Annotated in this window: 22 protein-coding genes and 1 pseudogene; 12 read left to right on the top strand and 11 right to left on the bottom strand. The window is 66.1% G+C overall.

The genetic code is table 11. The features are described from left to right. The first annotated feature begins 56 nt into the window (after positions 1-56). Positions 57-965 carry a LysR substrate-binding domain-containing protein gene (locus ACWPW1_RS01620; protein WP_434775503.1) on the top strand — a complete coding sequence of 303 codons (909 nt, stop codon included), beginning with the start codon at positions 57-59 and terminating at the stop codon, positions 963-965. Between the two features lie 47 nt (positions 966-1,012). Here the strand turns inward: ACWPW1_RS01620 and ACWPW1_RS01625 are convergent, their stop codons facing one another. After that, positions 1,013-1,429, bottom strand: coding sequence for an organic hydroperoxide resistance protein (locus ACWPW1_RS01625; protein ID WP_313648377.1), 417 nt, complete (start codon positions 1,427-1,429; stop codon positions 1,013-1,015). Positions 1,430-1,574: 145 nt separating this feature from the next. Then, entirely contained in the window at positions 1,575-2,009 is a 435-nt protein-coding gene (locus ACWPW1_RS01630; protein WP_434775504.1) for a transcriptional regulator, SarA/Rot family, read from the bottom strand. A gap of 87 nt (positions 2,010-2,096) precedes the next feature. Here ACWPW1_RS01630 and ACWPW1_RS01635 point away from each other — a divergent pair, with 87 nt between their 5' ends. Then, positions 2,097-3,614 (top strand): sigma 54-interacting transcriptional regulator, encoded by a 1,518-nt coding sequence (locus ACWPW1_RS01635; RefSeq protein WP_434775505.1) that lies wholly within the window; start codon positions 2,097-2,099, stop codon positions 3,612-3,614. Positions 3,615-3,632: 18 nt separating this feature from the next. On the opposite strand, the gene poxB is transcribed toward ACWPW1_RS01635, so the two are convergent. Continuing rightward, the gene (gene poxB, locus ACWPW1_RS01640) at positions 3,633-5,357 is read right to left on the bottom strand and encodes a ubiquinone-dependent pyruvate dehydrogenase (RefSeq protein WP_434775506.1); all 1,725 of its coding nucleotides are present in this window, start codon (positions 5,355-5,357) and stop codon (positions 3,633-3,635) included. A gap of 295 nt (positions 5,358-5,652) precedes the next feature. Between poxB and vapB the strand changes: the two genes are divergently transcribed. The 5 genes and pseudogenes from vapB (at position 5,653) to gcvT (ending at position 11,174) form a co-directional block, all read left to right on the top strand. After that, positions 5,653-5,883, top strand: a complete 231-nt coding sequence (vapB, locus tag ACWPW1_RS01645; protein ID WP_434775507.1) for a type II toxin-antitoxin system VapB family antitoxin — start codon at positions 5,653-5,655, stop codon at positions 5,881-5,883. Next, positions 5,883-6,299: pseudogene (gene vapC, locus ACWPW1_RS01650) on the top strand (type II toxin-antitoxin system tRNA(fMet)-specific endonuclease VapC). Before vapB ends, vapC begins: the two are co-directional and overlap by 1 nt. Before the next feature lie 319 nt (positions 6,300-6,618). Continuing rightward, positions 6,619-6,987 carry a glycine cleavage system protein GcvH gene (gene gcvH / locus ACWPW1_RS01655; protein ID WP_007159937.1) on the top strand — a complete coding sequence of 123 codons (369 nt, stop codon included), beginning with the start codon at positions 6,619-6,621 and terminating at the stop codon, positions 6,985-6,987. A gap of 7 nt (positions 6,988-6,994) precedes the next feature. After that, complete coding sequence (gcvP, locus tag ACWPW1_RS01660) at positions 6,995-9,850, top strand: aminomethyl-transferring glycine dehydrogenase (RefSeq protein ID WP_434775508.1); 2,856 nt, start codon at positions 6,995-6,997, stop codon at positions 9,848-9,850. Positions 9,851-10,064: 214 nt separating this feature from the next. Beyond that, the gene (gene gcvT / locus ACWPW1_RS01665) at positions 10,065-11,174 is read left to right on the top strand and encodes a glycine cleavage system aminomethyltransferase GcvT (protein ID WP_434775509.1); all 1,110 of its coding nucleotides are present in this window, start codon (positions 10,065-10,067) and stop codon (positions 11,172-11,174) included. A 143-nt stretch (positions 11,175-11,317) separates the two neighbouring features. Here the strand turns inward: gcvT and ACWPW1_RS01670 are convergent, their stop codons facing one another. Next, positions 11,318-11,932: a glutathione S-transferase N-terminal domain-containing protein gene (locus ACWPW1_RS01670; protein WP_434775510.1), complete on the bottom strand. Its 615-nt coding sequence runs from the start codon at positions 11,930-11,932 to the stop codon at positions 11,318-11,320. A gap of 156 nt (positions 11,933-12,088) precedes the next feature. On the opposite strand from ACWPW1_RS01670, the gene ACWPW1_RS01675 reads away from it, so the two are divergent. Next, positions 12,089-12,994 (top strand): LysR substrate-binding domain-containing protein, encoded by a 906-nt coding sequence (locus ACWPW1_RS01675; protein WP_434775511.1) that lies wholly within the window; start codon positions 12,089-12,091, stop codon positions 12,992-12,994. A gap of 15 nt (positions 12,995-13,009) precedes the next feature. Here the strand turns inward: ACWPW1_RS01675 and ACWPW1_RS01680 are convergent, their stop codons facing one another. Further along, complete coding sequence (locus tag ACWPW1_RS01680; protein WP_156428920.1) at positions 13,010-13,201, bottom strand: hypothetical protein; 192 nt, start codon at positions 13,199-13,201, stop codon at positions 13,010-13,012. Positions 13,202-13,445: 244 nt separating this feature from the next. On the opposite strand from ACWPW1_RS01680, the gene ACWPW1_RS01685 reads away from it, so the two are divergent. Beyond that, the gene (locus ACWPW1_RS01685) at positions 13,446-15,404 is read left to right on the top strand and encodes a DNA topoisomerase 3 (protein WP_434775512.1); all 1,959 of its coding nucleotides are present in this window, start codon (positions 13,446-13,448) and stop codon (positions 15,402-15,404) included. Positions 15,405-15,587: 183 nt separating this feature from the next. Here ACWPW1_RS01685 and ACWPW1_RS01690 read toward each other — a convergent pair whose 3' ends face one another. The 6 genes from ACWPW1_RS01690 to phoB all read right to left on the bottom strand — a co-directional run bounded on the left by ACWPW1_RS01690 (position 15,588) and on the right by phoB (position 22,870). After that, positions 15,588-15,896 carry a hypothetical protein gene (locus ACWPW1_RS01690; protein WP_434775513.1) on the bottom strand — a complete coding sequence of 103 codons (309 nt, stop codon included), beginning with the start codon at positions 15,894-15,896 and terminating at the stop codon, positions 15,588-15,590. A 176-nt stretch (positions 15,897-16,072) separates the two neighbouring features. Next, positions 16,073-17,380 (bottom strand): MFS family transporter, encoded by a 1,308-nt coding sequence (locus tag ACWPW1_RS01695; RefSeq protein ID WP_434775514.1) that lies wholly within the window; start codon positions 17,378-17,380, stop codon positions 16,073-16,075. Positions 17,381-17,549: 169 nt separating this feature from the next. Further along, positions 17,550-18,887, bottom strand: a complete 1,338-nt coding sequence (locus tag ACWPW1_RS01700; RefSeq protein ID WP_434775515.1) for a sigma 54-interacting transcriptional regulator — start codon at positions 18,885-18,887, stop codon at positions 17,550-17,552. Between the two features lie 138 nt (positions 18,888-19,025). Beyond that, positions 19,026-20,792: an ATP-binding protein gene (locus ACWPW1_RS01705; RefSeq protein WP_434775516.1), complete on the bottom strand. Its 1,767-nt coding sequence runs from the start codon at positions 20,790-20,792 to the stop codon at positions 19,026-19,028. A 56-nt stretch (positions 20,793-20,848) separates the two neighbouring features. Then, positions 20,849-22,162, bottom strand: a complete 1,314-nt coding sequence (gene phoR / locus ACWPW1_RS01710) for a phosphate regulon sensor histidine kinase PhoR (protein ID WP_434775517.1) — start codon at positions 22,160-22,162, stop codon at positions 20,849-20,851. Between the two features lie 18 nt (positions 22,163-22,180). Beyond that, positions 22,181-22,870, bottom strand: coding sequence for a phosphate regulon transcriptional regulator PhoB (gene phoB / locus ACWPW1_RS01715; protein WP_007159925.1), 690 nt, complete (start codon positions 22,868-22,870; stop codon positions 22,181-22,183). Between the two features lie 158 nt (positions 22,871-23,028). Between phoB and ACWPW1_RS01720 the strand changes: the two genes are divergently transcribed. Genes ACWPW1_RS01720 through ACWPW1_RS01730 form a run of 3 tightly spaced genes read left to right on the top strand, consistent with a single transcriptional unit; the run spans position 23,029 to position 25,392 of the window. Then, positions 23,029-23,823, top strand: coding sequence for an IclR family transcriptional regulator domain-containing protein (locus tag ACWPW1_RS01720; RefSeq protein WP_434775518.1), 795 nt, complete (start codon positions 23,029-23,031; stop codon positions 23,821-23,823). Then, on the top strand, positions 23,820-24,773 hold the full coding sequence (locus tag ACWPW1_RS01725) for a 2-dehydro-3-deoxygalactonokinase (protein ID WP_434775519.1): 954 nt from the start codon (positions 23,820-23,822) through the stop codon (positions 24,771-24,773). Before ACWPW1_RS01720 ends, ACWPW1_RS01725 begins: the two co-directional genes overlap by 4 nt. Then, entirely contained in the window at positions 24,766-25,392 is a 627-nt protein-coding gene (locus ACWPW1_RS01730; RefSeq protein WP_271653612.1) for a 2-dehydro-3-deoxy-6-phosphogalactonate aldolase, read from the top strand. The genes ACWPW1_RS01725 and ACWPW1_RS01730 overlap by 8 nt, the downstream gene beginning before the upstream one ends. Positions 25,393-25,496: the final 104 nt, after the last annotated feature.

Genomic DNA, 25,496 nt, shown 5'->3' on the forward strand with positions numbered 1-25,496 from the left:
ATTGTCGGTCGGAAAAAGCGGCAGAATCGGATAGCACCTTCACTGCAGGAAAGAAAATGATCCGCTTCGACGACCTCGGCCTCTTCGTGCGCTCCGCCGCCCTGGGCAGCTTTTCCCGCGCTGCCCGCGAGGCAGACCTCTTGCCAGGTCAGGTGAGTGCCGCCATCGGGCGGCTGGAGCGGGAGCTGGGCATTCGCCTGTTCGCTCGCTCGACGCGCAGCCTGAGGCTCACCGCCGAGGGCGAGGCCTATCTGCCCTATGCCCGGGAGGTGCTGGAGACCTTGCGCGAGGGACGCGAGCGGCTGCAGGGGGAAAGCCCCGAGCTGCGCGGGGTGCTGCAGGTGGCGGCGCCTTCGGATCTGGGGCGCAATCTCTTGCTGCCCTGGCTGGCGGAATTTCGCCAGCGGCATCCCGGCCTGACCCTCAGGCTCTACGTCTCGGACCAGCAGGCCGATGTCTATCGCGATCCGGTGGACATCGCCATCCGCTATGGCCGCAGCCAGGACGACAGCCTGGTCGCCCTGCCACTGGCGCCCGACAATCACCGGCTGCTGGCCGCGGCGCCGGCCTACCTGGCGCGCCATGGCACGCCACGCCGCCTGGATGACCTGGTCGAGCATGCCTGCCTGCTCTACCAGCTGCACGGTCGCACCTATGACAAATGGAGCTTTCCGCTGGCCGAGGGTGGCCAGCGGCAAGTCGGCGTCAGCGGGCCGCTGCAGAGCGATGATGCCGAGGTGGTGCGGCGCTGGGCGGTGGCCGGGGAGGGCATCGTCTACAAGTCCTGGTTGGACATGCGCGACGATCTCAAGACCGGGCGGCTGGTGCGGGTGCTGCCCGACCAGCCTGGCGAACCCCTGCCGTTGCAGCTGTTCTGTCCACACCGGCGCCAGTTCTCGCCGGCGGTCCGGCAACTGCATGGCTGGCTGGCGGAACGCTTCGCGGGCCTGACGGGCCAGCCATAGAAAAGGGCGCGTCCCCGAGGAGGCGCGCCCTTGGACGTTCCTCGGTGTCAGGCCAGGGTCAGACGCACGTCCACGTTGCCGCGGGTGGCGTTGGAGTAGGGGCACACCTGGTGGGCTTTCTCGACCAGGTCCTCGGCCACCGCGCGCTCCAGGCCCGGCAGGCTGATGGTCAGCTCGACGTCCAGGGCAAAGCCGGTGGGGATCGGGCCGATGCCGACCTGGGCGGTCACGCTGACGTCAGCCGGTACGGCGATCTTTTCCTTGGCGCCCACGAACTTGAGCGCGCCGATGAAGCAGGCCGAGTAGCCGGCGGCGAAGAGCTGCTCGGGGTTGGTGCCGGCACCACCGGCGCCGCCCAGCTCCTTGGGTGTGGACAGCTGCACGTCCAGGGCCTTGTCGCTGCTGATGGAACGGCCGTCACGGCCACCGGTGCTGGTTGCGGACGCGGTATAGAGGATGTTCATGGCGTGCTCCTGTTTTAGGTATTGCGATAACTGTTTGGCCGGGCGTTGACTGTGAGAACCAACAGGGTATGGACTTAAGTTATCGCGATACCTGTTATCGCGCAAATATATTTTCGGGAGCAGGCGACCAGTGGCAGTGAGCCGGTTAGCGCGTCAGCTTGGCGCGCAGTGCCATCAGGTGTTCGCGCAGCTCGGACATCTGGGCATCTCCCAGCGCACAGTACCCGCTGATGGTGCCGTTGATCTCCCGTGCCCGCTCTCGCAGGGCACGGCCGCCCTCGGTGAGTTCGATGGACAGGTTGCGTTCGTCTTCGGCATTGCGTTGCCGGGTCACGTAGCCCTCGGCCTCCAGGCGCTTGAGCACCGGGGTCAGGGCGCCGGAGTCCTGGTGCAGACGGCGCGCCAGCTCCTTGAGCGGCAGGTGATCGTTTTCCCAGAGCACCAGCATCATCAGGTACTGCGGGTAGGTCAGGCCCGCCTCTTCGAGCAGCGGCTTGTACACCTTGGTCATGGCCAGGGAGGTCGAGTACAGCGCGAAGCAAAGCTGCTGATCGAGAAGAAGGGGGTCTTTGGTGGTCATGGCGGTCCCGCCTCGGTAAATGAGAAGTGATTCTACCCCGAGCATTTGGGTAGCATTAGCCTTTCGCTTTCAGACCCTGCGGTTTCCATGCGTATCCATGTCTCCTTCATCGATCGGGTCGGCATCACCCAGGAAGTCCTGGCGTTGCTCGGTGCCCGCAATCTGAACCTCGATGCCGTGGAGATGGTGCCGCCCAACGTCTACATCGACGCGCCGACCCTGAGCGCGGCGGTGTTGGAGGAATTGCGCGCCGCCCTGCTGACCGTGGTGGGGGTCGAGGCGGTCCGGGTGGTGGACATCCTGCCCGGCCAGCGTCGCAGCCTGCAGCTCGATGCCCTGCTTGCCGCCATGGCCGATCCGGTGCTGGCGGTGGACGGCGAAGGCCGCATCCTGCTGGCCAATCCGGCCTTCGCCGCGCTGGCCGGCGAGGGCGCCGGCACGACCCTCGCCGACCTCTTCAATGACAGCGAGCTGCCAACCGAGCTGCTGGCCCAGGGCTTTCGTCTGCCCCTGCGCGAGGTAGTACTGCGCGGCCAGGCCCTGTTGCTGGACGCCACCCCCATCGGTGAGCCGGTGGGCGGGCTGGCCGGAGGGCTCCTGACGCTCTATGCACCCAGCCGCATCGGCGGTCGGCTGTCAGCGCTACGCCATGACACCCCCGAGGGCTTCGATTCCCTGCTGGGCGATTGCGCGGCCATCCGTACGCTCAAGGCCCGGGCCCAGCGCCTGGCGGCCCTGGAAGCCCCGCTGTTGATCCTGGGTGAGACCGGCACTGGCAAGGAGCTCGTCGCGCGGGCCTGTCATGCCGCCAGTGCCCGGCGCGATGCGCCCTTTCTCGCCCTGAACTGCGCCGCCCTGCCGGAGAGCCTGGCCGAGAGCGAACTGTTCGGCTATGCCCCGGGCGCTTTCACCGGTGCGCAGCGTGGCGGCAAGCCGGGTCTGCTGGAGCTGGCCGACCAGGGCACGGTGTTTCTCGACGAGGTCGGCGAGATGTCGCCCTATCTGCAGGCCAAGCTGCTGCGGTTTCTTTCCGACGGCACCTTCCGCCGCGTCGGTGGGGCCCACGAGAGCCAGGTCAACGTACGCATCCTGGCTGCGACTCACCGCGACCTGCAGGCCATGGTGGCCGCGGGAAGCTTTCGCGAAGACCTCTTCTATCGTCTCAATGTGCTCAGCCTGCAGGTCCCGGCGCTGCGCGAGCGCGGCCAGGACATCCTGCTGCTGGCACGGCACTTCCTGCAGCAGGCCTGTGCCCAGATCGGCCGGCCGCCGTGCCGTCTGGCACCGGCCACCTACGGTGTGCTGCTGGGCAATGCCTGGCCAGGCAACGTTCGCCAGTTGCAGAACATCCTCTTTCGCGCCGCCGCCATCAGCGAAAGCGGCCAAATCGATGTCGAGGACCTGGATCTGGCCGGTACTGCAATGGCCGGGCAGGTGGAAACCGAGGTCAGCACCCTGGAAGCCGCCGTCCAGGGCTACGAGGCGGCGCTGCTGGAACGGCTCTATCCGCAGTATCCGTCCAGCCGCCAGCTGGCCGCACGCTTGCAGACCTCCCATTCGGCCATCGCCATGCGGCTGCGGCGTTACGGGATTCCGCGGCGCTGAGCGCCGCAGGCGCCTGGATCAACGCAGCACGTTGGTCTTGGCCAGATCCACGACTTCGCTGCCACGGCCACTCATCACCGCGCGCAGCATGTAGAGACTGAAACCCTTGGCCTGGGCAGCCTCGATCTTCGGTGGCAGCGACAGCTCCTGCTTGGCGATGCGCACGTCCACCAGCGCCGGGCCGGGATGGGCGAAGGCCTCTTCCAGGGTGGCGTCGAGCAAACTGGCCGATTCCACCTTCCAGCCGCGCACGCCGCATGCCTCGGCCACCCGGGCGAAATCGACCTCACCCAGATCGGTGGTCTCGTCGATCATGCCGGCGGCCTTCATCTCCATGGCGACGAAGCCCAGGGTGGCGTTGTCGTAGACGATGACCTTGACCGGTAGCTTTTCGCTGGCGAGGGTCGCCAGTTCGCCCAGCAGCATGGACAGCCCACCGTCGCCAGCCAGGGCGACCACCTGGCGGTCGGGATAGGCCGCCTGCAGGCCCATGGCCTGGGGCAGGGCGTTGGCCATGGAGCCGTGGCTGAAGGAGCCGGCCAGCTTGCGTTCGAAGTTCATCGCCAGGTAACGCGCGGCCCACACCGTGGGGGTGCCGACGTCGCAGGTAAAGAGTGCGTCCGCCGCGGCCAGTTCGCTGACGCGGGTGGTGAGGTACTGCGGATGCAGGGGTTCACCGTCGGCGGTGGCGGTGGCCAGCTCGTCCAGCTCGGCGCGGGTCTTGCGATAGTGCTGCTGGGCCTTTTCCAGGAAGCGGCTGTGGCTGTTGGGCTTGAGCCGCGGCAACAGGGCGTCCAGGGTAGCGCGGACATCGCCCACCAGGCCTTTGAGCAGCGGGGTGCGCACGCCCAGATGAGCCCCGCGTATGTCGATCTGCACCACCCGGCCATGGTCCGGGAAGAAGTTGCGATAGGGGAGGTTGCTGCCCAGCATCAGCAGCAGGTCGCATTCCTTGAGCGCGTGATAGCCGGAAGAGAAGCCGATCAGCCCGGTCATGCCCACGCCATAGGGATTGGAATACTCGATATGGGCTTTGCCGCGCAGCGCGTGGACGACTGGCGCCTGCAGCCGCTCGGCCAACGCCACCACCTGGGCATGGGCACCGGCGCAACCGGCGCCGCAAAGCAGGGTGATGCGCTTTTCGCCGGCCAGGAGTTCGGCCAGGGCGTCCAGCTCGGCCTCCGGCGGGACCACCACCGGACGTACCGGCTCGCTCCACTGGGCCTCCTTGATCGGCGCCTCGGCCAGGGCTACGTCGCCCGGGATCACCACCACCGACACCGAGCGATTGAGGATGGCCGAGCGCATGGCGGTTTCCAGGATGCGCGGCAGCTGCTCGGGATGGGACACCACCTCGCAGAAGTCGCTGCAATCACGGAACAGGCGCTCCGGGTGGGTCTCCTGGAAATAGCCGAGGCCGATCTCGCTGGAGGGAATCTGGGCGGCGATGGCCAGGACCGGCGCACCACTGCGCTGGGCGTCGAACAGGCCATTGATCAGGTGCAGGTTACCTGGGCCACAGGAGCCGGCGCAGACCGCCAGGCGCCCGCTGGTGTCGGCGGCGGCACTGGCGGCGAAGGCCGCGGCTTCTTCATGACGCACGCCGCGCCAGCGGATACGGTCGCGCTTGCGCAGGCTTTCAGTGAGGCCGTTGAGCGAATCGCCCGGCAGGCCCCAGATGGTGTCCACACCAGCGGCTTCGAGGGTGGCGACGAGCAGATCGGCAACGGTTTTCACAGCCATGACAAAGACTCCAGACAAGGAAGGGAGAGAGCAAAGCCGCTTGGCAGAGGTCTTGTTGTGCCTTCTTGGTCCGATGAAGCGGGGCGGAAGTTCGCGATGGTGCTCTTGTCTGAATCTGGTCTCAGGCTCCGGTGACATTCCCGGCTCCGGCGTTCTTGCCCAGGCTTCGCCAAATGCCATCCGTGAGAAGAGCGCTATGCCAGCTGTATCGCCTAGTGTCGGGAGCATGCCGATTGACAGATCCAGCCTTGCCCTAATATGGGATATACAACTGATATATCCTGGGAGATCGATCATGGATCAAGGTGCTGTATTTCAAAGCAATCGCAGTCAGGCGGTAAGACTGCCAAAGGCGGTTGCCCTGCCCGAAGACGTGAAGCGCGTCGATGTGGTTGTCCTCGGCCGCACCAGAATCATTACCCCGGCCGGGGAATCCTGGGATTCCTGGTTTGAGGGAGAGTGCGTTACGGCGGATTTCATGGCGGAACGTGACCAGCCTGCCGAGCAGGAGCGCGAGGGCTTCTGATGCTCAAGTTCATGCTCGACACCAACACCTGCATCTTCACCATCAAGAATCGACCGGTGTCGGTTCGCAAGGCCTTCACCCGGCGCTAGGGGCAGTTGTGCATCAGTACGATCACCCTGATGGAGCTGATCTACGGTGCAGAAAAATCTTCCAGCCCGGAGCGCAACCTGGCGGTGATCGAGGGCTTCGCCGCGCGTCTGGACGTGTTGAAGTACGGTCACGAAGCCGCGGCGCATACCGGACAGTTACGCGCCGAACTAGCCAGGCTGGGTCAGCAAATCGGTCCCTACGATCAGATGATCGCAGGGCATGCGCGCTCCATGGGTCTGATCCTGGTCACCAACAACCGTCGCGAGTTTGACCAGGTGCCAGGCTTGCGTGTTGAAGACTGGGTTACCGCTAAAGGGAATGAGTGAGCAAGGCACTTGATTCGCCTCTGTCTGCATCACAGGGATAAGGAGCAGCGTGGTCCATAACATACAGCTCAGCTGTCGGACCCAGGAGCCTGGCTAATATCGTAACGATATCGATACGATGTATGTGAATCGATACGGCTTTAGTCAGGTAGATCGCCTATTGTAACGATTTCGCTACAGGGTATTGCCTGCGATTTTGCTAAGCCATTGAAATTAATGAGCTTTTTTACTGGCATTACCCTTGCACTGCTAGATCCATCTATCCATCTATCCATCTATCCATCTATCCATCAGGACAAAGGTCCGCAGGAGTCTGGCAATGGGTCTGCGCTATACCGAAGAACACGAATGGCTGCGTCAGGAAGCCGATGGCAGCATCACCGTCGGCATCACCGATTATGCCCAGGACTCGCTTGGCGACCTGGTCTTCGTGCAACTGCCGGAGCTGCGCAGCTACGCCCAGGGCGATGAGGTGGCGGTGCTGGAATCGGTCAAGGCCGCCAGCAACATCACCATGCCGCTGGACGGTGAGGTCTTGGCGGTCAACGAGGCGCTGAACGATGCGCCCGAGACCATCAACAGCGATCCGTTGAATGCCGGCTGGTTCTTTCGCTTCCAGCCCGCCAATGCCGAAGCCTTCGCCGCGCTGCTCGACGAAGCTGCCTATCAGCAACTGATCAAGGGGTAAGACCGCCATGTCGCTGCACGATACCCTCAGCACCGCCGACGAATTCGTCCCACGCCACATCGGTCCGCGCGAGTTGGACGAAATCGCCATGCTCGATCTGCTCGGCTACGAATCCCTGGACGCCATGACCGCCCAGGTGATCCCCGAGAGCATCAAGGGCACCAGTGTCCTGGACCTGCCCGCCGGGCTGTCCGAAGCCGATGCCCTCGCTGAATTGCGCGCCATCGCCGGTAAGAACCGCCTGCTCAAGAGCCTGATCGGTCAGGGTTACTACAACACCCATACCCCGGCGCCGATCCTGCGCAACCTGCTGGAAAACCCGGCTTGGTACACCGCCTATACCCCCTACCAGCCGGAGATTTCCCAGGGTCGCCTGGAAGCCCTGCTCAACTTCCAGACGCTGATCGGCGACCTCACCGGCATGCCGGTGGCCAATGCCTCGCTGCTGGACGAGGGCACTGCCGCCGCCGAGGCCATGACCTTCTGCAAGCGCCTGGCGAAGAACAAGGCCAACGCCTTCTTCGCCTCCGTGCACTGCCATCCGCAGACCCTCGACGTGCTGCGCACCCGTGCCGAGCCCCTGGGTATCGAAGTGGTGGTAGGGGTGGAAACCGAGATCGAAGACCACGGCCGTTTCTTCGGCGCCCTGTTCCAGTACCCGATGACCACCGGTGAGATCCGCGATTACCGCGAGAGCATCCAGGCCTTCCAGGCGGCCGGTGCCCTGGTGGCCATGGCCGCTGACCTGCTGGCCCTGACCCTGCTCACCCCGCCCGGCGAGCTGGGTGCGGACGTGGCCATCGGCACCGCCCAGCGTTTCGGCGTACCGCTCGGTTTCGGCGGCCCGCACGCGGCGTACTTCGCCACCCAGGACAAGTACAAGCGCGACATGCCCGGTCGGGTCGTTGGCGTCTCCATCGACCGCCATGGCCACCCGGCCTATCGCCTGGCCCTGCAGACCCGCGAGCAGCACATTCGTCGTGAGAAGGCCACCAGCAACATCTGTACCGCCCAGGTACTGCTGGCTAACATTGCCAGCATGTATGCGGTCTACCACGGTCCCGACGGCCTGGTCCGTATCGCCACCCGGGTGCAGCGTCTCACCAGCCTGCTGGCCGCCGGCCTGCAGCGCCTGGGCCACCAGACCCAACACACCGCCTTCGACACCCTGACCCTGGTGTTCGGCGAGCGTACCGCCGCCCTGCATGAGGCTGCGCGTGCCCGTGGTTACAACCTGCGCGACGTCAGCGCCGAGGCCCTGGGCGTCGCCCTGGACGAGACCAGTACCCTGGCCGATGTCCAGGCGCTGCTGGAAATCTTCGCCGACGGCAAGGCCGCGCCCCAGGTCGCCGAGCTGGGTGAAGCGGAGGGCGTCGAGCTGCCCGAGGCGCTGCGGCGCCAGTCGGCCTTCCTGACCCATCCGGTGTTCGCCAGCCATAGATCCGAGACCGAGCTGATGCGCTACCTGCGCAAGCTGGCGGACAAGGACCTGGCCCTGGATCGCACCATGATCCCGCTGGGCTCCTGCACCATGAAGCTCAACGCCGCCAGCGAGATGATCCCGGTCACCTGGGCCGAATTCGGCAGCATCCACCCCTTCGCGCCGGCCGACCAGGCCGAGGGCTATGCCCAACTCACCACCGAACTGGAGGCCATGCTCTGCGCGGCCACCGGCTACGATGCCGTCTCCCTGCAGCCCAACGCCGGCTCCCAGGGCGAGTATGCGGGTCTCTTGGCCATTCGTGCCTATCACCAGAGCCGCGGCCAGGGCGAGCGCGACGTCTGCCTGATCCCGGCGTCGGCCCACGGCACCAACCCCGCTACCGCCAGCATGGTCGACATGCGCGTGGTGGTGGTGGCCTGCGACAAGCGCGGCAACGTCGACCTCGACGACCTGCGCGCCAAGGCCGAGCAGCACAGCGAGCGCCTGGCCGCGCTGATGATCACCTACCCGTCCACCCACGGGGTGTTCGAAGAGGCCATCCGGGAGATCTGCCAGGTGGTCCACGACCACGGCGGCCAGGTCTACATTGATGGCGCCAACATGAACGCCATGGTCGGCCTCTGCGCCCCGGGTCAGTTCGGCGGTGACGTTTCCCACCTCAACCTGCACAAAACCTTCTGCATTCCCCACGGTGGCGGCGGTCCGGGCGTCGGCCCCATCGGCGTCAAGGCGCACCTGACGCCCTTCCTGCCTGGCCATGCCCGACTGGAACGCAAGGAAGGCGCGGTCTGCGCGGCGCCCTACGGCAGCGCCAGCATCCTGCCGATTTCCTGGATGTACCTGAAGATGATGGGCAGCGCCGGTTTGACCCGCGCCTCGCAGATCGCCATCCTCAGCGCCAACTACATCGCCCGGCGGCTGGAAGAGCACTATCCGGTGCTCTACAGCGGCACCGGTGGCTTGGTGGCCCACGAGTGCATCCTCGACCTGCGCCCGCTCAAGGACAGCAGCGGCGTGACCGTGGACGACGTGGCCAAGCGCCTGATCGACTTCGGTTTCCATGCGCCGACCATGTCCTTCCCTGTGGCAGGCACCCTGATGATCGAGCCCACCGAGAGCGAGTCCAAGCAGGAACTGGATCGCTTCTGCGACGCCATGATCGCCATCCGCGAAGAGATCCGCGCCTTGGAGGCCGGCACCCTGGATCCCCAGGACAATCCGCTGAAGAACGCGCCGCACACCGCACGTGAACTGGCGGGCGAGTGGACCCACCCCTACAGCCGCGAGCAGGCGGTCTTCCCGCTGCCGAGCCTGGTGGACGGCAAGTACTGGCCGCCGGTGGCGCGCATCGACAATGTCTACGGCGATCGCAACCTGGTCTGCTCCTGCCCGCCGATCGAAGCCTACGGCGAGGCCTGACCCTCACCCCCGTCCCCTCTCCCGGTGGGAGAGGGGAGGAGAGCGGTGGCTCCGTTGCAGTCCCGAGCGAGCCGCCCGCTTTTCCCTCTCTCCCTCTGGGAGAAGGCCGGGGTGAGGGATGACCCGATCACCCACGTCGCGACCCCATAGCCCAACACTGTCCCGTTTCCCTTGCCTGGAGCGCGACAGCCGCCACCCGACACGGAGCCTCACCATGTCCCTGCTCAAGACTTCGCTGCATGCCTTGCACCTGGAACTCGGCGCCCGCATGGTGCCCTTCGCCGGCTACGAGATGCCGGTGCAATACCCGCTCGGCGTGCTCAAGGAGCATCAGCACACCCGTGCCCAGGCCGGGCTGTTCGATGTCTCCCACATGGGCCAGGTCCTGCTCGAAGGCGAGGAAGCCGCCGAAGCCCTGGAGACCCTAGTGCCGGTCGACATTATTGACCTGCCCAGCGGCATGCAGCGCTATGCCCTGCTGACCGACGACAACGGCGGCATCCTCGACGACCTCATGGTCGCCAACCTGGGTGACTGCCTCTACCTGGTGGTCAACGCCGCGTGCAAGGAGGCTGACCTCGCCCACCTGGAAAAGCACCTGGGCGATCGCTGCCAGGTGCTGCCGCAATTCGATCGCGCCTTGCTGGCCCTGCAGGGACCTGCAGCCGCTACGGTCCTGTCGCGCCTGGCGCCGGAAGTGGCCGAGATGACCTTCATGCAGGTGCGTCGTGTGAAGCTGCTGGACCAGCCGTGCATTGTCAGCCGCAGTGGCTACACCGGTGAAGACGGCTACGAGATCTCGGTGCCGAGCGCTGCCGCAGAGGCCCTGGCGCGCCATCTTCTGGCCGAGCCGGAAGTCGAAGCCATCGGCCTGGGCGCCCGGGATTCCCTGCGTCTGGAAGCGGGCCTCTGCCTCTATGGTCACGACATGGATGCCGGTACCACGCCGGTGATGGCCAACCTCGGTTGGGCCCTGTCCAAGGTGCGCCGTGAAGGCAATGGCCGCGCCGGTGGCTTCCCGGGTGCCGAGCGCATCTTCACGGAGCAGCGCGACGGCGTGAGCCGCAAGCGCGTCGGCCTGCTGGTGCAGGAGCGGGTACCGGTACGCGAGGGGGCGGAGCTGGTGGATGCCAATGGCGCCAGCATCGGCCGCGTCACCAGCGGCGGCTTTGGCCCGACCCTGGGCGCCCCGGTGGCCATGGGGTATGTCGACAGCGACTTCGCCGCCGTCGATACCCCGCTGTTCGCCGTGGTGCGTGGCAAGCAGGTACCGGTCAGGGTCGCCAAGACGCCTTTCGTGCCGCAGCGGTATTACCGTGGGTAAGTAGTCGCCAAGAGCATGGCGGCCATAGCGGTCCGCCGTTGCGGCTAATCCTGCGGGACTCTGGTGCTTTGTTGATCGCGGCCATGGGCCGCTCCTACAGGTACGGACGTTACCGTAGGAGCGGCCCATGGCCGCGATGCTTTTTAGGCCACCGGATAATCTCGAAACACCGACAGCGCCTCCGCCTCGGCGGTCAGGGCCTCTAGCGTCGGGTAATTGCGCCGCTCGATCAGCCCCGGCAGGGCGAAGTGCAGGAAAGTCCAGGCCACGGCGGTGTCGATGGCGTCCTGGCCGATGCTGTCCTCACCCAGCGGCGGACGCGGGCCCAGCCAGGCCTTGTCCAGGGCGCCGCAGGCCGCGCGCAACTGCCCCTCTACCCGCTGCTGCCAGGGCGCGTGACGCTTCTCTGCCGGCCGCAGGTCGCGCTCATACAACAATTGTACGGCTTTCTCGGACAAGGCCAGCGCCAGACCGCTTCGGCTGAGCGCGGTCGCCCGCGCGGCATGGCTACTGGGCAGCAATTGCCGGCTGCCGCAGGCGAGGTGCTGGGCGTAGTCCAGAATCAGTGACGAATCCATCAGGCGCTGGCCATCCAGGCAGATCAGCGTGGGCGCCTTGAGTACCGGATTGAAGCTGCGAAAGCGCTCGACCTCACGGAAGAGCGATATCTGGCGCAGTTCGAAGGGCAGAGCCAGCAGGCGAAGGGAGATCGCGACCCGCCGCACATAGGGGGAGTCGAGCATGCCGATGAGTTGCATGGGAAGCGTCCTGTCAGAAAGGGTGAATCCTGTTTCACGTGGAACGTCATCCGCATAACGTGTTTCACGCTGGATGCCGCTCTGGACAAGACATTAGGGCTTGAGCGAAGCTGCTACCAGCGAGAAAATCTGAACGAATCGTTAAGGAAAACTTACATGTCACGGGTTCCACCGCTGAATGCCCTGCGTTGTTTCGAAGCGGTAGCGCGGCTGGGCAGCGTGACGCGGGCGGCGGCCGAGTTGCACCTGACCCATGCCGCGGTCAGCCAGCAGGTGAAGGGGCTGGAGCATCAACTGGGCATGGTGCTGTTCGAGCGTCTGGGACGCGGGATCGAGGTCACCGGTGACGGTCGCGTCTATGCCGAGCAGGTCCGCCAGTTGCTCGAGGATCTGGGCGAAGCCACACGGCGGCTGCAGGCCCGACCGCGCCGTAACGAACTGGTGTTCGCCACCTTTCCGTCCTTCGCCGCGCACTGGCTGCTGCCGAGGCTGCCACGCTTCAGCGCCCTGCATCCGGAGTACCGTATCCGCCTCCAGACCAGCCTGGATTTCCAGGATCTGCGCCAGGGCATGGTGGATATCGGCGTACGCATGGGCGAGGGGCAATGGGATGGTCTGACGGCGCTACGACTGTTCCAGGACGATGTGCTGCTGGTGGCTGCGCCTGGCTACAACGGTGGGCAGCTGCCGCGCAATCTGGACGAAGCCCTCGCACAGCCGCTGATGCATACGGAGGAAACCTGGCTGCACTGGGGCGAGACGGCCGGTCTGGGCGAGGCGGCGCCCAATCGGGGTATTACCGTGAACGATTCCAACGTGGTGCTGGAGGCGCTGCGCCTCGGTCAGGCGCTGGCGCTGGAACGGCGTAGCCTGGTGCAGGCGGCGCTGAACGAGGGGCGCCTGGTCCAGCTCAGTCCGGTGGTGGCGCCCTATCCCTACGCCTACTGGCTGGTCTGGCCGGAGCGTTTCGAATCGGCGGAAAAGCAGGAGCGCTTCACCGCCTGGATCCAGGCCGAGGTCGCGACCTATGTGGCCGCGATCGAGACTCGGGCGCCCGGCTAGGGCGCCAGGAACGTCTTAGCGCAGCAGCAGCTTGCGACGGCCGTCCGGCCAGACTTCCCAGAGTTGATCGTTGATACGCTGCACCTGGCTGGTGGTGCGGCGCATGGTGGTGATCGCGGCCCGCAGCGCCTGGCTGCTAGCGGTATCCACGTGATTACCGGCGCCGGTGCTCTCGGCCTTGGCGCGATCCATAGCTACAGTGTTCATTGACGCCTCCCAGAGCTCGGCTAAAGACGGCGAAAATGCCGTAGCCCAAGGACCGGCCGTCACGGGCAAGATTCCGCTCCCCCCGTAGCAGCCGTTCAAGCTGTGATCCACGTCCTACGGGCGCTGTGGCCTGTTGGGCGAATTTGCGCAAAGACCGCTTTCTGTACGGATATACAGATTAGTCCTTGCGCTGCCCGGCGCCGCTTTGCATCCTGTAGCGATTCCCTCCGGTACGACGCCCGCCATGCAGCTGTATCTCTGCGAAAAACCCTCCCAGGCCAAGGACATCGCTCGTGTCCTCGGTGCCAATCGCCGTGGCGAGGGCTGCCTGCAGGGGCAGGGCGTGACCGTCACCTGGTGCATCGGCCACCTGCTCGAGACGGCACCACCGGATGCCTACGACGCCCGCTACAAACGCTGGTCGCTGGACGACCTGCCCATCGTGCCCGAGCAATGGAAGCTACAGGTCAAGAAGACCACCGGCAGCCAGTTCAAGGCGGTCAAGCGCCTGCTGGGCGAGGCCAATGAGCTGGTGATCGCCACCGACGCGGATCGCGAGGGCGAGATGATCGCCCGCGAGCTGGTGGAGCATTGCCGTTATCGTGGGCCGATTCGCCGGCTGTGGCTGTCGGCGCTGGATGATGTCTCCATTCGCCGCGCCCTGGCCGCGCTCAAGCCCGGTGCCGAAACCTATGGGCTGTATCAGTCTGCGCTAGGTCGCTCGCGGGCCGATTGGCTGATCGGCATGAACATGAGCCGGCTGTTCACCCTGCTGGGGCGCCGTTCGGGTTACCAGGGCGTGCTCTCGGTGGGGCGGGTGCAGACCCCGACCTTGCGCCTGGTGGTGGACCGTGACCGCGCCATCGCCGCCTTCGTGCCGGTGCCTTTCTGGACCGTGGAGGCGACCCTGGAGGCCTCTGGCGGACGCTTTCAGGCGCAGTGGCAGCCCCCGGAAGCCGTCTGCGATGACCAGGGTCGCTGCCTCAAGCCCGAGGTGGCCCAGGCCGCGGCCCGGGCTATCGAGGCGGCCGGGCAGGCCCGACTGGTCAAGCTCAAGACCGAGCGTATCCGCGAGGCGGCGCCCTTGCCCTTCGACCTGGGTACCCTGCAGGAGGTGTGCTCCAAGCGATTGAACCTCGGCGCCCAGCAGACCCTGGACGTCGCCCAGGCGCTCTATGAGACCCACAAGCTGATCACCTACCCGCGCAGCGATTGCGGCTACCTGCCGCTCTCCCAGCACGCCGAGGCCCCGGCGCTGCTCGCCGCCTTGCTGAGCGCCGATGCGAGCCTCGCACCCCTGCGCGACCATCTGGACGCCGGTCGCCGCTCACGGGCCTGGAATGATGCGAAGGTCAGCGCCCACCACGGCATCATCCCGACCCAGGTGACCCGCGACCTGGGACGCCTGAGCCCGCAGGAGCGCAACGTCTATGGCCTGATCCGCGCCCGTTACCTAGCGCAGTTCCTGCCGCAGCACGAATTCGATCGTACCCAGGCTGACTTCGAGGCGGGTGGCGAACGCCTGCGGGCCACCGGCAAGCGGCTGGTGGAAGCAGGCTGGCGTCGCGCCTTGCCCGAGTCGCTCACGCCGCCCAAGGGCCGCGAGGCCCCGCCGCCCCAGGCGCTGCCCGAGCTGCGCGAGGGTGAGTGTTATCCGGTGGTGGAGGTGCGTTGCAAGGATCAGCTGACTCAGCCGCCCAAGCCCTTCACCGAGGGCGACCTGATCAAGGCGATGAAGAATGTCGCCAAGCTGGTGGAGGATCCAGCGCTCAAGCAGAAGCTCAAGGACACCACCGGCATCGGCACCGAGGCGACCCGTGCCGGCATCATCCAGGGCCTGCTGGACCGTGGTTACCTGGTGAAACAGGGCAAGGCCCTGGCGGCAACGCCAGCGGCCTTCGGCCTGATCGACGCTGTGCCCCGGGCCATCGCCGATCCAGGTACCACGGCGCTGTGGGAACAGGCGCTGGATCGGGTGCAGGAGGGCGAACTGAGCCTTGCGGAATTCGTCACCAAACAGTCGGCCTGGATGGGTAAGCAGGTCGAGCGCTGCCTTGGTCTGACCCTGACCATCAGCGGCCCGCCGCCCGCGGGCAAGGGCGCACCCTGGAAGAAGAAGCGGCGTACGGGTAGCACCAAGGCCAAAGCCAAGCCGGGTGGCGCACCGCCGCGAGCGCGTAAGCCCAAGGTCAGGCCAGACTGACGCTGGCGTGGCGATCAGAGGTGTGTCGCTGTAGCTGGCCTTCGTCTAGGCTTCGTGAATCGCTATTGCAGTAACACTGAAAACAACCTTGACGCTCATGTCTGGAGGAGAAGCCCTTCACCGCTCCAGACAACACCCTCTTCCGGTGGGAGAGGGTGAGGGCGCAAAGCCCGAGCCCGCGTCTTATTTCTTCTCGAACGCCGCTGCGGCAGTGGCATAGGCCGCTTCGTGGTACTCGAATTCGGCGGACTGGACCAGCAGGGTTTCCTCGTCCTCGGTGAAGGCGATCACCGGGCGATAGGAGAGGCCGTCGGCTTTGATTTCGGCTTCGTCGATGAGCTTGGAAAGATCAAAAGCGAAGTCACCGCAGATGGCCTTGGCCTGGGCGTCGGTAATGCCGTGCTTCTTCAGGGCATCGCGCAGCAGGGTGCTCCACTGGTATTGAAACTGGATACCCAGTTTGGCGTAGCTGGGACCGTAGTCGATTTCCATGAGTGTGTAACCGGGGGCTTGGTAGGAGGGGGCGAACTCGCCACAACGGCCAGCGAAATGGCCGTTGTGAACGCTGCCGGTAGCACTACGATGGCGTGCCCCAAAGCCCAGGCAAAGGGGGGGCGGGCCGGACGGCCAAATCTAATGACCGAGAGGCCCGCACCACGGACGAGCGGTTATTCGTGCACGATGCGCGAGTGGTCGCGGGTGTCCTTCATGAAAACGTAGACCAGGAGCGAGCAGGCGATGCAGCCGGTCACGTACCAGTAGTAGCCGCTCTCCATGCCGATGCTCTTGAACCACAGTGCCAGGTATTCAGCGGTGCCGCCGAAGATGGACACGGTCAGGGCATAGGGCAGGCCGACGCCCAGGGCGCGAATCTCGGTGGGGAACAGCTCGGCCTTCACCACGGCGTTGATGGAGGTGTAGAAGCTGACGATCACCAGCGCCACCATGATCAGGCCGAAGGCGCCCCACCAGGAGGTGACGCTGCCCAGGGCCGTGAGGATGGGGTAGGTGAACAGGGTGCCCAGCACACCGAAGGCGATCAACACCGGACGCCGGCCGATGCGGTCGGAGAGGGCGCCGACGACGGGCTGCAGCAGCATGAACAGGAACAGGGTCGCCGCCGAGATGGAGGTGGCGTCGGTCTTGCTCATGCCCACCGAGTTGACCAGGTACTTCTGCATGTAGGTGGTGTAGGTATAGAAGGCCAGGGTGCCGCCCATGGTTAGGCCGACCACGGTGAGGAACTCCTTGGGATGCCGCGCCAGGGTGCGCATCAGGGATTCCTTGGGCTTTTCAGCCTTCTTGAAGGAGCTGGTTTCCTCCATGCCGCGACGTAGATAGAGCGCGGTCACGGCACAGCCGGCGCCGATCAGGAAGGGAATCCGCCAGCCCCAGCTTTCCAGCTGTTCGACGGTCAGGGTCTGCTGCAGCACGATCAGGGTGGCCAGGGCTAGGAGCTGGCCGGAGATCAGGGTGACGTACTGGAAGCTGGAGTAGAAGCCGCGATGTTCTTTGGTCGCCATCTCACTCAGGTAGGTGGCCGAGGTGCCGTATTCACCCCCTACCGAGAGGCCCTGCAGCAGGCGCGCCAGGACCAGCATGATGGGCGCGGCGACACCGATGGTGGTGTAGCTGGGGGTTAGGGCAATGATTAGCGAACCGCCGCACATCATGATCACCGAGGCCATCAGTGCCGCCTTGCGTCCGGCCTTGTCGGCGTAGAGGCCCATCAGCCAGCCGCCGATGGGGCGCATGAGAAAGCCCACGGCAAAGATGGCGGCGACATTAAGTAGCTGGGCGGTCTGGTCGCCTTGAGGAAAGAAGGCCTTGGCGAAATACAGCGAGAAGGCGGCATAGACGTACCAGTCGAACCACTCGACCAGGTTGCCAACCGACCCGCTGAAGATGGACTTGATGCGCTGCGAGGTGGTCTTGGGCGCGGTTTGGCCGGCCGCGAGGGTAGCGGTGCTATCCACAGGGTGTTCCTCTTGTCATTGTTATTAGGGCGCTCAGGGCGTCGACAAGAGTGATTGCAGATGGCGTGCCAGGCTGCGAAAGCGCACCGTTGCTGGCTTTCTGGCGGTTGAATAGGCGGAAGTCTGCCTGTAAAGCCTAGGCAATGAGCGAATTTCCGCCTATGCCCGGTTAGTCATCCTCGGGATCGTCGCGGAAGTCGGCACGCACCAGGCCATGACGCTGCATCTTCTCGTTGAGGGTGCGCCGCGGCAGTTGCAACTCATCCATCACCGCCTTGATCTCGCCGACGTGACGGGCCAGGGCAGCACGCAGGCATTGGGCTTCGAATGCTTCTAGCTGGTCGGTCAGGGAGGAGTGGGCAGCAGCCTGGGTCGGGGCGCCTAAGCCGAGGACCTCACGTTCGGCGGCGTTGGCCAGCTCGCGGACGTTACCGGGCCAACCGTGGCCCAGCAGTTGGGCCAGGCGCGCCGCGCTAGGCGGGGTGATCGGGCGGCCCAGGCGGGCACCGGCCTCGGCAAGGAAGTGATCAAATAGCAGTGGAATGTCCTCGCGCCGCGCCCGTAGCGGCGGCAGGTGCAGCTCGGCGACGTTGAGGCGATAGGCCAGGTCTTCTCGAAAGCGCCCAGCGCGGGCCTCTTCCAGCAGATCCGGTTTGGTCGCGGCGACGATGCGCAGATCGAGGGCGATGCTCTGGTTGGAGCCCAGGCGCTCCAGGCGCTGCTCCTGCAGCACCCGGAGCAGCTTGACCTGCTGCGCCAGGGGCATGCTTTCGATCTCGTCGAGAAACAGGGTACCGCCATTGGCGTATTCCAGCTTGCCAATGCGTTTGCCCTGGGCGCCGGTAAAGGCGCCGCTCTCGTGACCAAACAGCTCGCTTTCAAACAGCTGCTCGGGAATGGCCGCGCAGTTGAGGGCGACGAAGGCCTTGTCAGCACGGGGGCCAAAGTCGTGCAGGCAGCGGGCGACTAGTTCCTTGCCGCTACCAGTCTCGCCGCGCAAGAGGACGTTGACCGGCGTCGGTGCCAGGTCGAGGACTTGCTGGCGCAGGCGGACGATGCCCGGTGAAACGCCCAGTAGGCGGCGGGCGAGGGTACTCTGGTCGTCGACCCGGCGGTGCAATTGGCGGTTTTCCAGCACCAGTCGCCGCTTTTCCAGGGCGCGGCCAAGATCGCCCAAAAGCGCCTCGGGGCTGAAGGGCTTTTCTAGGAAGTCGTAGGCGCCCTGGCGCATGGCGGTCACCGCCAGGGCGACATCGCCGTGGGCGGTGAGCAGGATCACCGGCAGGTCGGGATCCAGCGCCTGCAGCCGGTCCAGCAAGGCCAGGCCGTCCATGCCGGGCATGCGCACGTCGCTGACCACCACCCCGGCGAAATCCGGCGTCACCGCCGCTAGGCACTCCTCGGCGCGGGCGAACAGCCGCACCTGATGCCCCGACAGCTCCAGCCACTGGCGTACCGCTTCGCGGATGCTGGCTTCGTCGTCGACCAGATAGACCTGGGCTTGCATAGGGGCGTCCTTTCGCGGCCGGTGCGCCGCTACCTTGCCCTAACGGCACGGGGCGGTCGAGCCTCAAAAGGATGAATGTACCTGGTGCTGGGCATGCCTCCGGGACACCCTCGGTAGTCTCAGCTCGCGCAGGCGCAGCTAAAGGGAGCTTGGCGCTTCTTGGCCGCAAGAGGCAACAGGCAGCCGAAGCGTGAAGACCGCACCCTCACTGCCGTTGGCCGCGCTCAGGCTGCCGCCCTGGGCCTGGACGATGGCCGAGGACACGGCCAGCCCCAAGCCCAGGCCTTCGCCCACCGGCTTGGTAGTAAAGAAGGGATCGAACACCTGGCCCAGGTGCTCGGTGGCAATGCCGCCACCGTTGTCCGCCACCTCCAGCTGCCAGCGCTCGCCGTCACGCTGCAGCCTGACCCTGACCTGTGGCGTCGGTCGTTCGGCCACGGCGTCCAGGGCATTGCGCAGCAGATTGACCAGCACCTGCTCCAGGCGGATGGGATCGCCCAGCAGCCAGGCCGGGCGCGGCAGATCAAGGATCAGCTCGACGCCCACCTCGGCGCGGCGCGCCTCCAGCAGCTCCAGCGCCTGGTCCACCACCAGCGTCAGGTCGACCCGTTCGCGCAGTCCGGCAGGGGTCTTGCGCGCATACGTTTTGAGGTGGGCGGTGAGACCGCTCATGCGAGTGAGCAGGCCATCGAGACGTTCCAAAGCGGCACGGGCCTCGTCCAGGCGGCCGTGATCCAGCAGCAGCCGCAGGCTCGCCAGATGCATTCGCTGTGCGGTGAGCGGCTGGTTAAGTTCGTGTACCAAAGCCGCCGACATCTGTCCCAGGGCGGCCAGCTTGGCGGCCTGCACTAGGCCATCTTGGGCGGTGCGCAACTCAGCAGTGCGGGCTTCGACCAAGTGCTCCAGTTCCAGTCGGCTGCGCTGACGCAAACGTTGCAGACGCCGCCGCTGGATCAGCAATAGGATGGCGCAGACCAGCAGTAGCCAAGCACACCCAGCGGCTAGCGCTGCACCCAGGCCGCCGCCCTGCAGCCCCCGAGTCGGTCTGAGCAGGTGCAGGGTCCAGCCTTCGCTGGGCAGCGGCAAGCTGTCCCAGAGGTAGTCGGCGCTGCCTTCAGGTGCCTCGATACGGGCCACTTGGCGCTGGTCGCCCAAGGCTACCTGTTGAGTGTGAAGCAGCGGTTGCAGGGTGCGTCTGTCGTACTGGCGGGTGGTGGCCAATTCGGCGCGTTCGGCGGGCGTCAGCTCACGCAGTAGGCGATAACGCCAGGCCGGGCGATTGGCGGCAAAGACCACGCCACGGGCATCGCTCACCAGCAGGACCTCGGGATGCTCGCCCCAGCGCGCTTCTATGGCGGGGAACTCCAGCTTGACCACCACCGCGCCGAGGAAGCGCCCCTGGGCGTCCAGCACGGCGTGGGAGAGGAAATAGCCGGGAATGCCGGTGGTGACCCCCACGGCATAGAAGCGGCCGCTGCCGCCGGCAAGGGTCTCGCGGAAATAGGGGCGGAAACCATAGTTGTGGCCCACGTAGCTGGTGGGCAGACGCCAATTGCTGGCGCCGATAGCAAAGCCTGTGCGATCCAGCACCTCCAGCGTCGAGGACTGAGCCGCCGTGTTCAGCCGCTCCAGCTTGAGATTAAGGCGTTCGGTGGCGGCGGCATCGGGTGGCGTGGTGAGGGCGGCGATCAGCTCGGGGTCCTGGGCCAGCACCGCCGGCAGGGCGCGGAAGCGATCGATCAGGGTCTGCAGGCTGCTGGCGTGCAGACGCAACTGCTCCTGGCCGAGCAGGCTGGCCTCGGCCAGGGTCGCCCGTTCGGCGCGCTGCCAGGCCAGACCACTGACCAACAGGCCGCCCAGCAGGGCGAGCAACAGGACCGGCAGCAGGCGCAGGGCTGGTGGCATGGACAGAGGACCATTTCAGAGATGGCCGGACGATAGCACGGCGCTGCCGCCGCGGCTCAGGCCGAGGCGGCGGCGCGTTGAGCGATCTGTTCGGACTGGAAATGGCAGGTGAAGCAGCTGCCCTCGCCGGGCACGCTATGAATGTCCAGGCCGCCGCGGTGGCGGATTAGCACATGTTTGACGATGGCCAGACCCAGGCCGGTGCCACCGGTGCTGGACGCGCGGCTGGCGTCGATACGATAGAAGCGTTCGGTCAGGCGCGGCAGGTGGCGGGCGTCGATGCCGGGCCCGGTGTCCTGCACGGCAACATGGGCCCCCTCGGCATCCTGCCAGGCGCGTACCCGCACCTCCCCGCCCTCGGGGCTGTACTTGACGGCATTGAACACCAGGTTGGAAAAGCAGCTGCGCAATTCCGTCTCGCTGCCCAGCAGTGCCAGGTCCGGTGCGCAGTCTAGGCTCAGGCGGTGGCCGATGGCGCCGGACAGGGCGCGGCCGTCCTGCAGGATGGAGGCAAGCAGCGGCTCTAGGGCCACCGGGCGATTATCGGCGGGATAGTCGGTGGCCTCCAGGCGCGCCAGCAGCAGCAGGTCGTCGATGGTGTGCTGCATGCGCCCGGCTTGCTGCTGCATCTGCCCCAGCGCTCGCCGCCAGCGTGGCGTGGCGTGCTCAGCGTTGTCCAGCAGGGTCTCCAGATAGCCGGTGATCACCGTCAGCGGAGTACGCAACTCATGGGAGACGTTGGCGACGAAATCCTTGCGCATCTGTTCCAGCTGATGGACGCGGGTCACATCGCGCACCAGCAGCAGCCGATCGCCTTCGCCGAAGCGGGTGACCAGGATGTGCAGGTACTGGTCGTCGTTGAGCGGCGAGGCCAGCTCCAGCGGCTCGCCATAGTCGCCGCCGAGAAAGTAGTCGGAAAAGCGCGGATGGCGTACCAGGTTGGTGATGGGCTGGCCGAGGTCCTGGGGCTGGCGCAGACCTAGCAGGGTTTCCGCAGCGCGGTTCCACCACTCCAGGTTGCCATAGCGGTCCACCAGGATGATGGCATCGCGCAGGGCCTCGGTGGAGGCCTGAGCCCGCCCGATGACGGCGAGCAGTTCTTCACGCTGGCGCTGCTCGTGGCGCTGGCGGCGATAGAGCCGATCCAGCACATCGCCCCACAGCCCTTCGGCCTCGGGCGGTGCACCCGGCGCATCGCTCAGCAGCCAGGCATGCAGGCGCAGCAGGTGTTTTAGGGTGACCGCCAGATAGACCGCCAGTCCCAGGGCCACCGCCAGCCCGACATGGCCGAAGGGCCAGCCGGCCAGGGCGCAGCCGCCGACCACGGTCGCCAGATGGGTGGCCAGACGGGAGCGCCAGTTGATGTTCACAGCGGCGGTGATCCCGCGTCAGAGTTTGGTGGAAAAGCGATACCCGGTGCCGCGCACCGTCTGTACCAGGTTCTCGTAGGTCTCGCCCAGGGCCTTGCGCAGGCGGCGGATGTGCACGTCCACGGTGCGCTCTTCGACATAGACGTTGCCGCCCCAGACCTGATCGAGCAACTGGCCGCGGGTGTAGGCGCGTTCCTGATGGGTCATGAAGAACTGCAGCAGACGGTACTCTGTGGGACCCATCTCGGCGGGAGCGCCATCGATGGTCACCCGGTGACTGATCGGGTCGAGGATCAGGCCGTTGACCTCCAGCGGGCCATCGTTCTCCAGGTGGCCGGTACGGCGCAGCACGGCTTTCAGGCGCGCCACCAGCTCGCGGGGCGAGAAGGGCTTGGTTATGTAGTCGTCGGCACCGGTCTCCAGGCCCTGGACCTTGTTGTCCTCGTCGCCCTTGGCCGTGAGCATGATGATGGGAATGGCGTCGGTCAGCTCGTCGCGCTTGAGGCGCCGAGCCAGCTCCAGGCCGGAGGTGCCGGGCAGCATCCAGTCGAGCAGGATGAGATCGGGCTTGCGATCGACGATCAGGGCGTGGGCGTCCTTGCTGTTGTCCGCCTCCAGGCATTCATAGCCCGCCATTTCCAGGGCCACGGCGATCATTTCGCGAATAGGGGCCTCATCGTCGACGATCAGGATGGATTTACCCGTCATGGAGCGCTCTGCCTCTCGAGTCCTTGCAATGTGCCGTGCATTAGATAGCGCCAATATTGCAGCTATGTGACAAGGCTGTCATATCTAACTTAATCCCACATTATGGGATCATATATCACATGTTGAGATTTGCCAGCGAGGCTTCTAGAGTGAAGGCCATGAACGACAACAATTCCAACAAGGGCGAAGCGCCCAGCGGGGCCCAGGCGCTGTTCCGCGGCCTGGCGGTTCTCGAAGCCGTGGCCGCCGGAGCCGACAACCTGGCCCAGGTTGGCGCCGCCATCGGCTGCACCCGCAGCACCACCCATCGCCTGGTCGCCGCCCTGACCCAGGCCGGCTACCTGCGCCACGACAGCGGGCGGCTGATCCTGGGCAGCCACCTCATCGCCCTCGGCTACCAGGCCCGCGAACAGCTGCCGCTGACCGGCGTGGCCCGGCCCCATCTGCAACACCTGGCCCAGCACTGTGGTGACACCGTGCACCTGGGGGTGCGCGAGGGTGGGGATGTCCTCTATCTGGACAAGCTGCCCGGCAGCCGGGGTCTGGAGATGAGATCCCGGGTCGGCCTGCGCATGCCGCTGGCGCTGACCGGCGTTGGCAAGGCGCTGATGCTGGATCTTGCCGAAGAGGAATGGGAAGCCCTTTATGGCGAAGGCGTAGCCCGGCGTACCGGGCAGCCCGGCCTGCGCGAGGACTTCCTGCCTTGGGTGGACTACTGCGTGCGCCTGCGGCGCCACGCCGCCGAGGGCTATGCCCTGGATCTGGAAGAGAACGAACTGGGCATCCGCTGCGTGGCCGCGCCCATCCGCGGCGCCGACGGCGCCATCGTTGCGGCCCTGAGCGTGGCCAGTGCCATCCCCTATATGCCCGAGGCGCGGCTGCATGAACTGCAGCCCGAGGTCACTGCCTGCGCCCGGGCCATTTCCCGCGAACTCGGCTGGAGTCCCGCATGACCGTCACCCCGCACCTTATCGGCCTCGACTGGGGCACCTCGTCCCTGCGGGCCCAGCTGTTCGACGCCCAGGGCGCCGTGCTGGAAACCCGCAGCCGCCCTTGGGGCATCATGCATGTGCCGGATGGCGACTTCGCGGCGGCCTATCGCACCCTGGTGGGCGACTGGCACGATGCTCAGCCGGACCTGCCCGCCATCGCCTGCGGCATGGTCGGCAGTCGCGGTGGCTGGCGCGAGGTGCCCTATGCCGAGTGTCCGGCCGATGTCCACAGCCTGGCCGCCGGTCTCCTGCGCCTGGACAGCGGCTGCGGCGAGCTCCACCTAGTCCCCGGCGTGATGCAGCGTGGCGCCTTGCCCAACGTGCTGCGTGGCGAGGAAACCCAGGTGTTTGGCGCCCTCGAACTGGAGCCGGACCTGGCCGCCGAGGCCCTGCTGGTGCTGCCCGGCACCCACAGCAAATGGGTGCGGGTGCGTGACGGTCGCCTCACTGATTTTGCCACCTACATGACCGGCGAGCTGTTCGCCGTCTTGCGCGAACACTCCATCCTGGGTCGCCCGGCCACCGAGGCCGGTCCCGAAGCCAGTGCCGAGGCCTTCCGCCTGGGCCTGATGACCGCCCGCGACGCCGGGGCCGAGGGCCTGTTCGGCCGCCTCTTCACCGCCCGCAGCCGCGTGCTGGCTGGTGAACTGGGCGCCGCGCATAGTCTCGACTACCTGTCCGGTCTGCTGATCGGCGAAGAATTGCGCAGCCAGGTTGCCGTCCTCGCGGGCTCGGCCTGCCCACCCCTGGTGCTGATCGGCGACGCGGCGCTCTGCCAGCGCTATCGCGACGCCCTGGCACTGTTCGATATCCACCAGGTTCGCCTGCTGGAGCAGGCCACTCGGGCCGGGCTCTGGCGCCTGGCCCAGGCCGCCGGCCTGCTCCCCACCTCTGGAGGCTCCCATGCTTGATACCTACCTCAAGGACCTGCCGCTGATCGCCATCCTGCGTGGCGTCACCCCGGACGAGATCGTCCCGGTCGGTCGTGCCCTGTACGACGCCGGCTTTCGCGTCATCGAGATCCCACTCAACTCGCCGCAGCCCTTCGAGAGCATCCGCCGGCTGACCGCGGAGCTGGGTGAAAGCTGCCTGATCGGCGCCGGCACCGTGCTCACCGAGGCCCAGGTGGCCGAAGTGGACGCCGCGGGCGGCCGGCTGATCGTCTCGCCCAACGCCAACCTGGCGGTGATCCGTGCCAGCAAGGCCGCCGGCCTGGTCAGCGCCCCAGGCGTCGCCACCCCGTCGGAAGGCTTCGCCGCCCTCGACGCCGGAGCCGACAGCCTCAAGCTGTTTCCCGCCGAGCAACTCGGCCCGGCCGTGGTCAAGGCCTGGCGCGCGGTCTTCCCCAAGGAGCTGGCGCTCCTGCCGGTGGGTGGCATCACCCCGGACAACATGGGCCCCTACGTGGCGGCCGGCGCCAACGGCTTCGGCCTCGGCTCGGCGCTGTACAAGCCTGGCCTCACGGCGGCCCAGGTGAGTGCCAACGCCCAGGCCTTCGCGGCGGGATGGCAAGTAGCCAAAGGTTCCTGATTATCGCGGTCATGGCGGTTCGCCGCTGCGACCGCTCCTACGGATACCCCTGTAGGAGCGGTCCATGACCGCGAGCTGCCCAATCCCTCGATTCCAATAATTAC

It is taken from the genome of Pseudomonas sp. Marseille-Q7302 (genome assembly GCF_965111925.1).

Coding starts and splice junctions, on each gene's coding strand:
- ACWPW1_RS01700 (WP_434775515.1), bottom strand. CDS start 18,887: ATGCAAGCCCAGGTCTATCTGGTCGACGACGAAGCCAGCATCCGCGAA.
- ACWPW1_RS01730 (WP_271653612.1), top strand. CDS start 24,766: ATGCTTGATACCTACCTCAAGGACCTGCCGCTGATCGCCATCCTGCGT.
- gcvP (WP_434775508.1), top strand. CDS start 6,995: ATGTCGCTGCACGATACCCTCAGCACCGCCGACGAATTCGTCCCACGC.
- ACWPW1_RS01705 (WP_434775516.1), bottom strand. CDS start 20,792: ATGCCACCAGCCCTGCGCCTGCTGCCGGTCCTGTTGCTCGCCCTGCTG.
- ACWPW1_RS01620 (WP_434775503.1), top strand. CDS start 57: ATGATCCGCTTCGACGACCTCGGCCTCTTCGTGCGCTCCGCCGCCCTG.
- ACWPW1_RS01635 (WP_434775505.1), top strand. CDS start 2,097: ATGCGTATCCATGTCTCCTTCATCGATCGGGTCGGCATCACCCAGGAA.
- gcvT (WP_434775509.1), top strand. CDS start 10,065: ATGTCCCTGCTCAAGACTTCGCTGCATGCCTTGCACCTGGAACTCGGC.
- ACWPW1_RS01670 (WP_434775510.1), bottom strand. CDS start 11,932: ATGCAACTCATCGGCATGCTCGACTCCCCCTATGTGCGGCGGGTCGCG.
- phoB (WP_007159925.1), bottom strand. CDS start 22,870: ATGACGGGTAAATCCATCCTGATCGTCGACGATGAGGCCCCTATTCGC.
- ACWPW1_RS01720 (WP_434775518.1), top strand. CDS start 23,029: ATGAACGACAACAATTCCAACAAGGGCGAAGCGCCCAGCGGGGCCCAG.
- ACWPW1_RS01685 (WP_434775512.1), top strand. CDS start 13,446: ATGCAGCTGTATCTCTGCGAAAAACCCTCCCAGGCCAAGGACATCGCT.
- ACWPW1_RS01625 (WP_313648377.1), bottom strand. CDS start 1,429: ATGAACATCCTCTATACCGCGTCCGCAACCAGCACCGGTGGCCGTGAC.
- ACWPW1_RS01675 (WP_434775511.1), top strand. CDS start 12,089: ATGTCACGGGTTCCACCGCTGAATGCCCTGCGTTGTTTCGAAGCGGTA.
- vapB (WP_434775507.1), top strand. CDS start 5,653: ATGGATCAAGGTGCTGTATTTCAAAGCAATCGCAGTCAGGCGGTAAGA.
- ACWPW1_RS01690 (WP_434775513.1), bottom strand. CDS start 15,896: ATGGAAATCGACTACGGTCCCAGCTACGCCAAACTGGGTATCCAGTTT.
- ACWPW1_RS01725 (WP_434775519.1), top strand. CDS start 23,820: ATGACCGTCACCCCGCACCTTATCGGCCTCGACTGGGGCACCTCGTCC.
- ACWPW1_RS01630 (WP_434775504.1), bottom strand. CDS start 2,009: ATGACCACCAAAGACCCCCTTCTTCTCGATCAGCAGCTTTGCTTCGCG.
- poxB (WP_434775506.1), bottom strand. CDS start 5,357: ATGGCTGTGAAAACCGTTGCCGATCTGCTCGTCGCCACCCTCGAAGCC.
- ACWPW1_RS01680 (WP_156428920.1), bottom strand. CDS start 13,201: ATGAACACTGTAGCTATGGATCGCGCCAAGGCCGAGAGCACCGGCGCC.
- gcvH (WP_007159937.1), top strand. CDS start 6,619: ATGGGTCTGCGCTATACCGAAGAACACGAATGGCTGCGTCAGGAAGCC.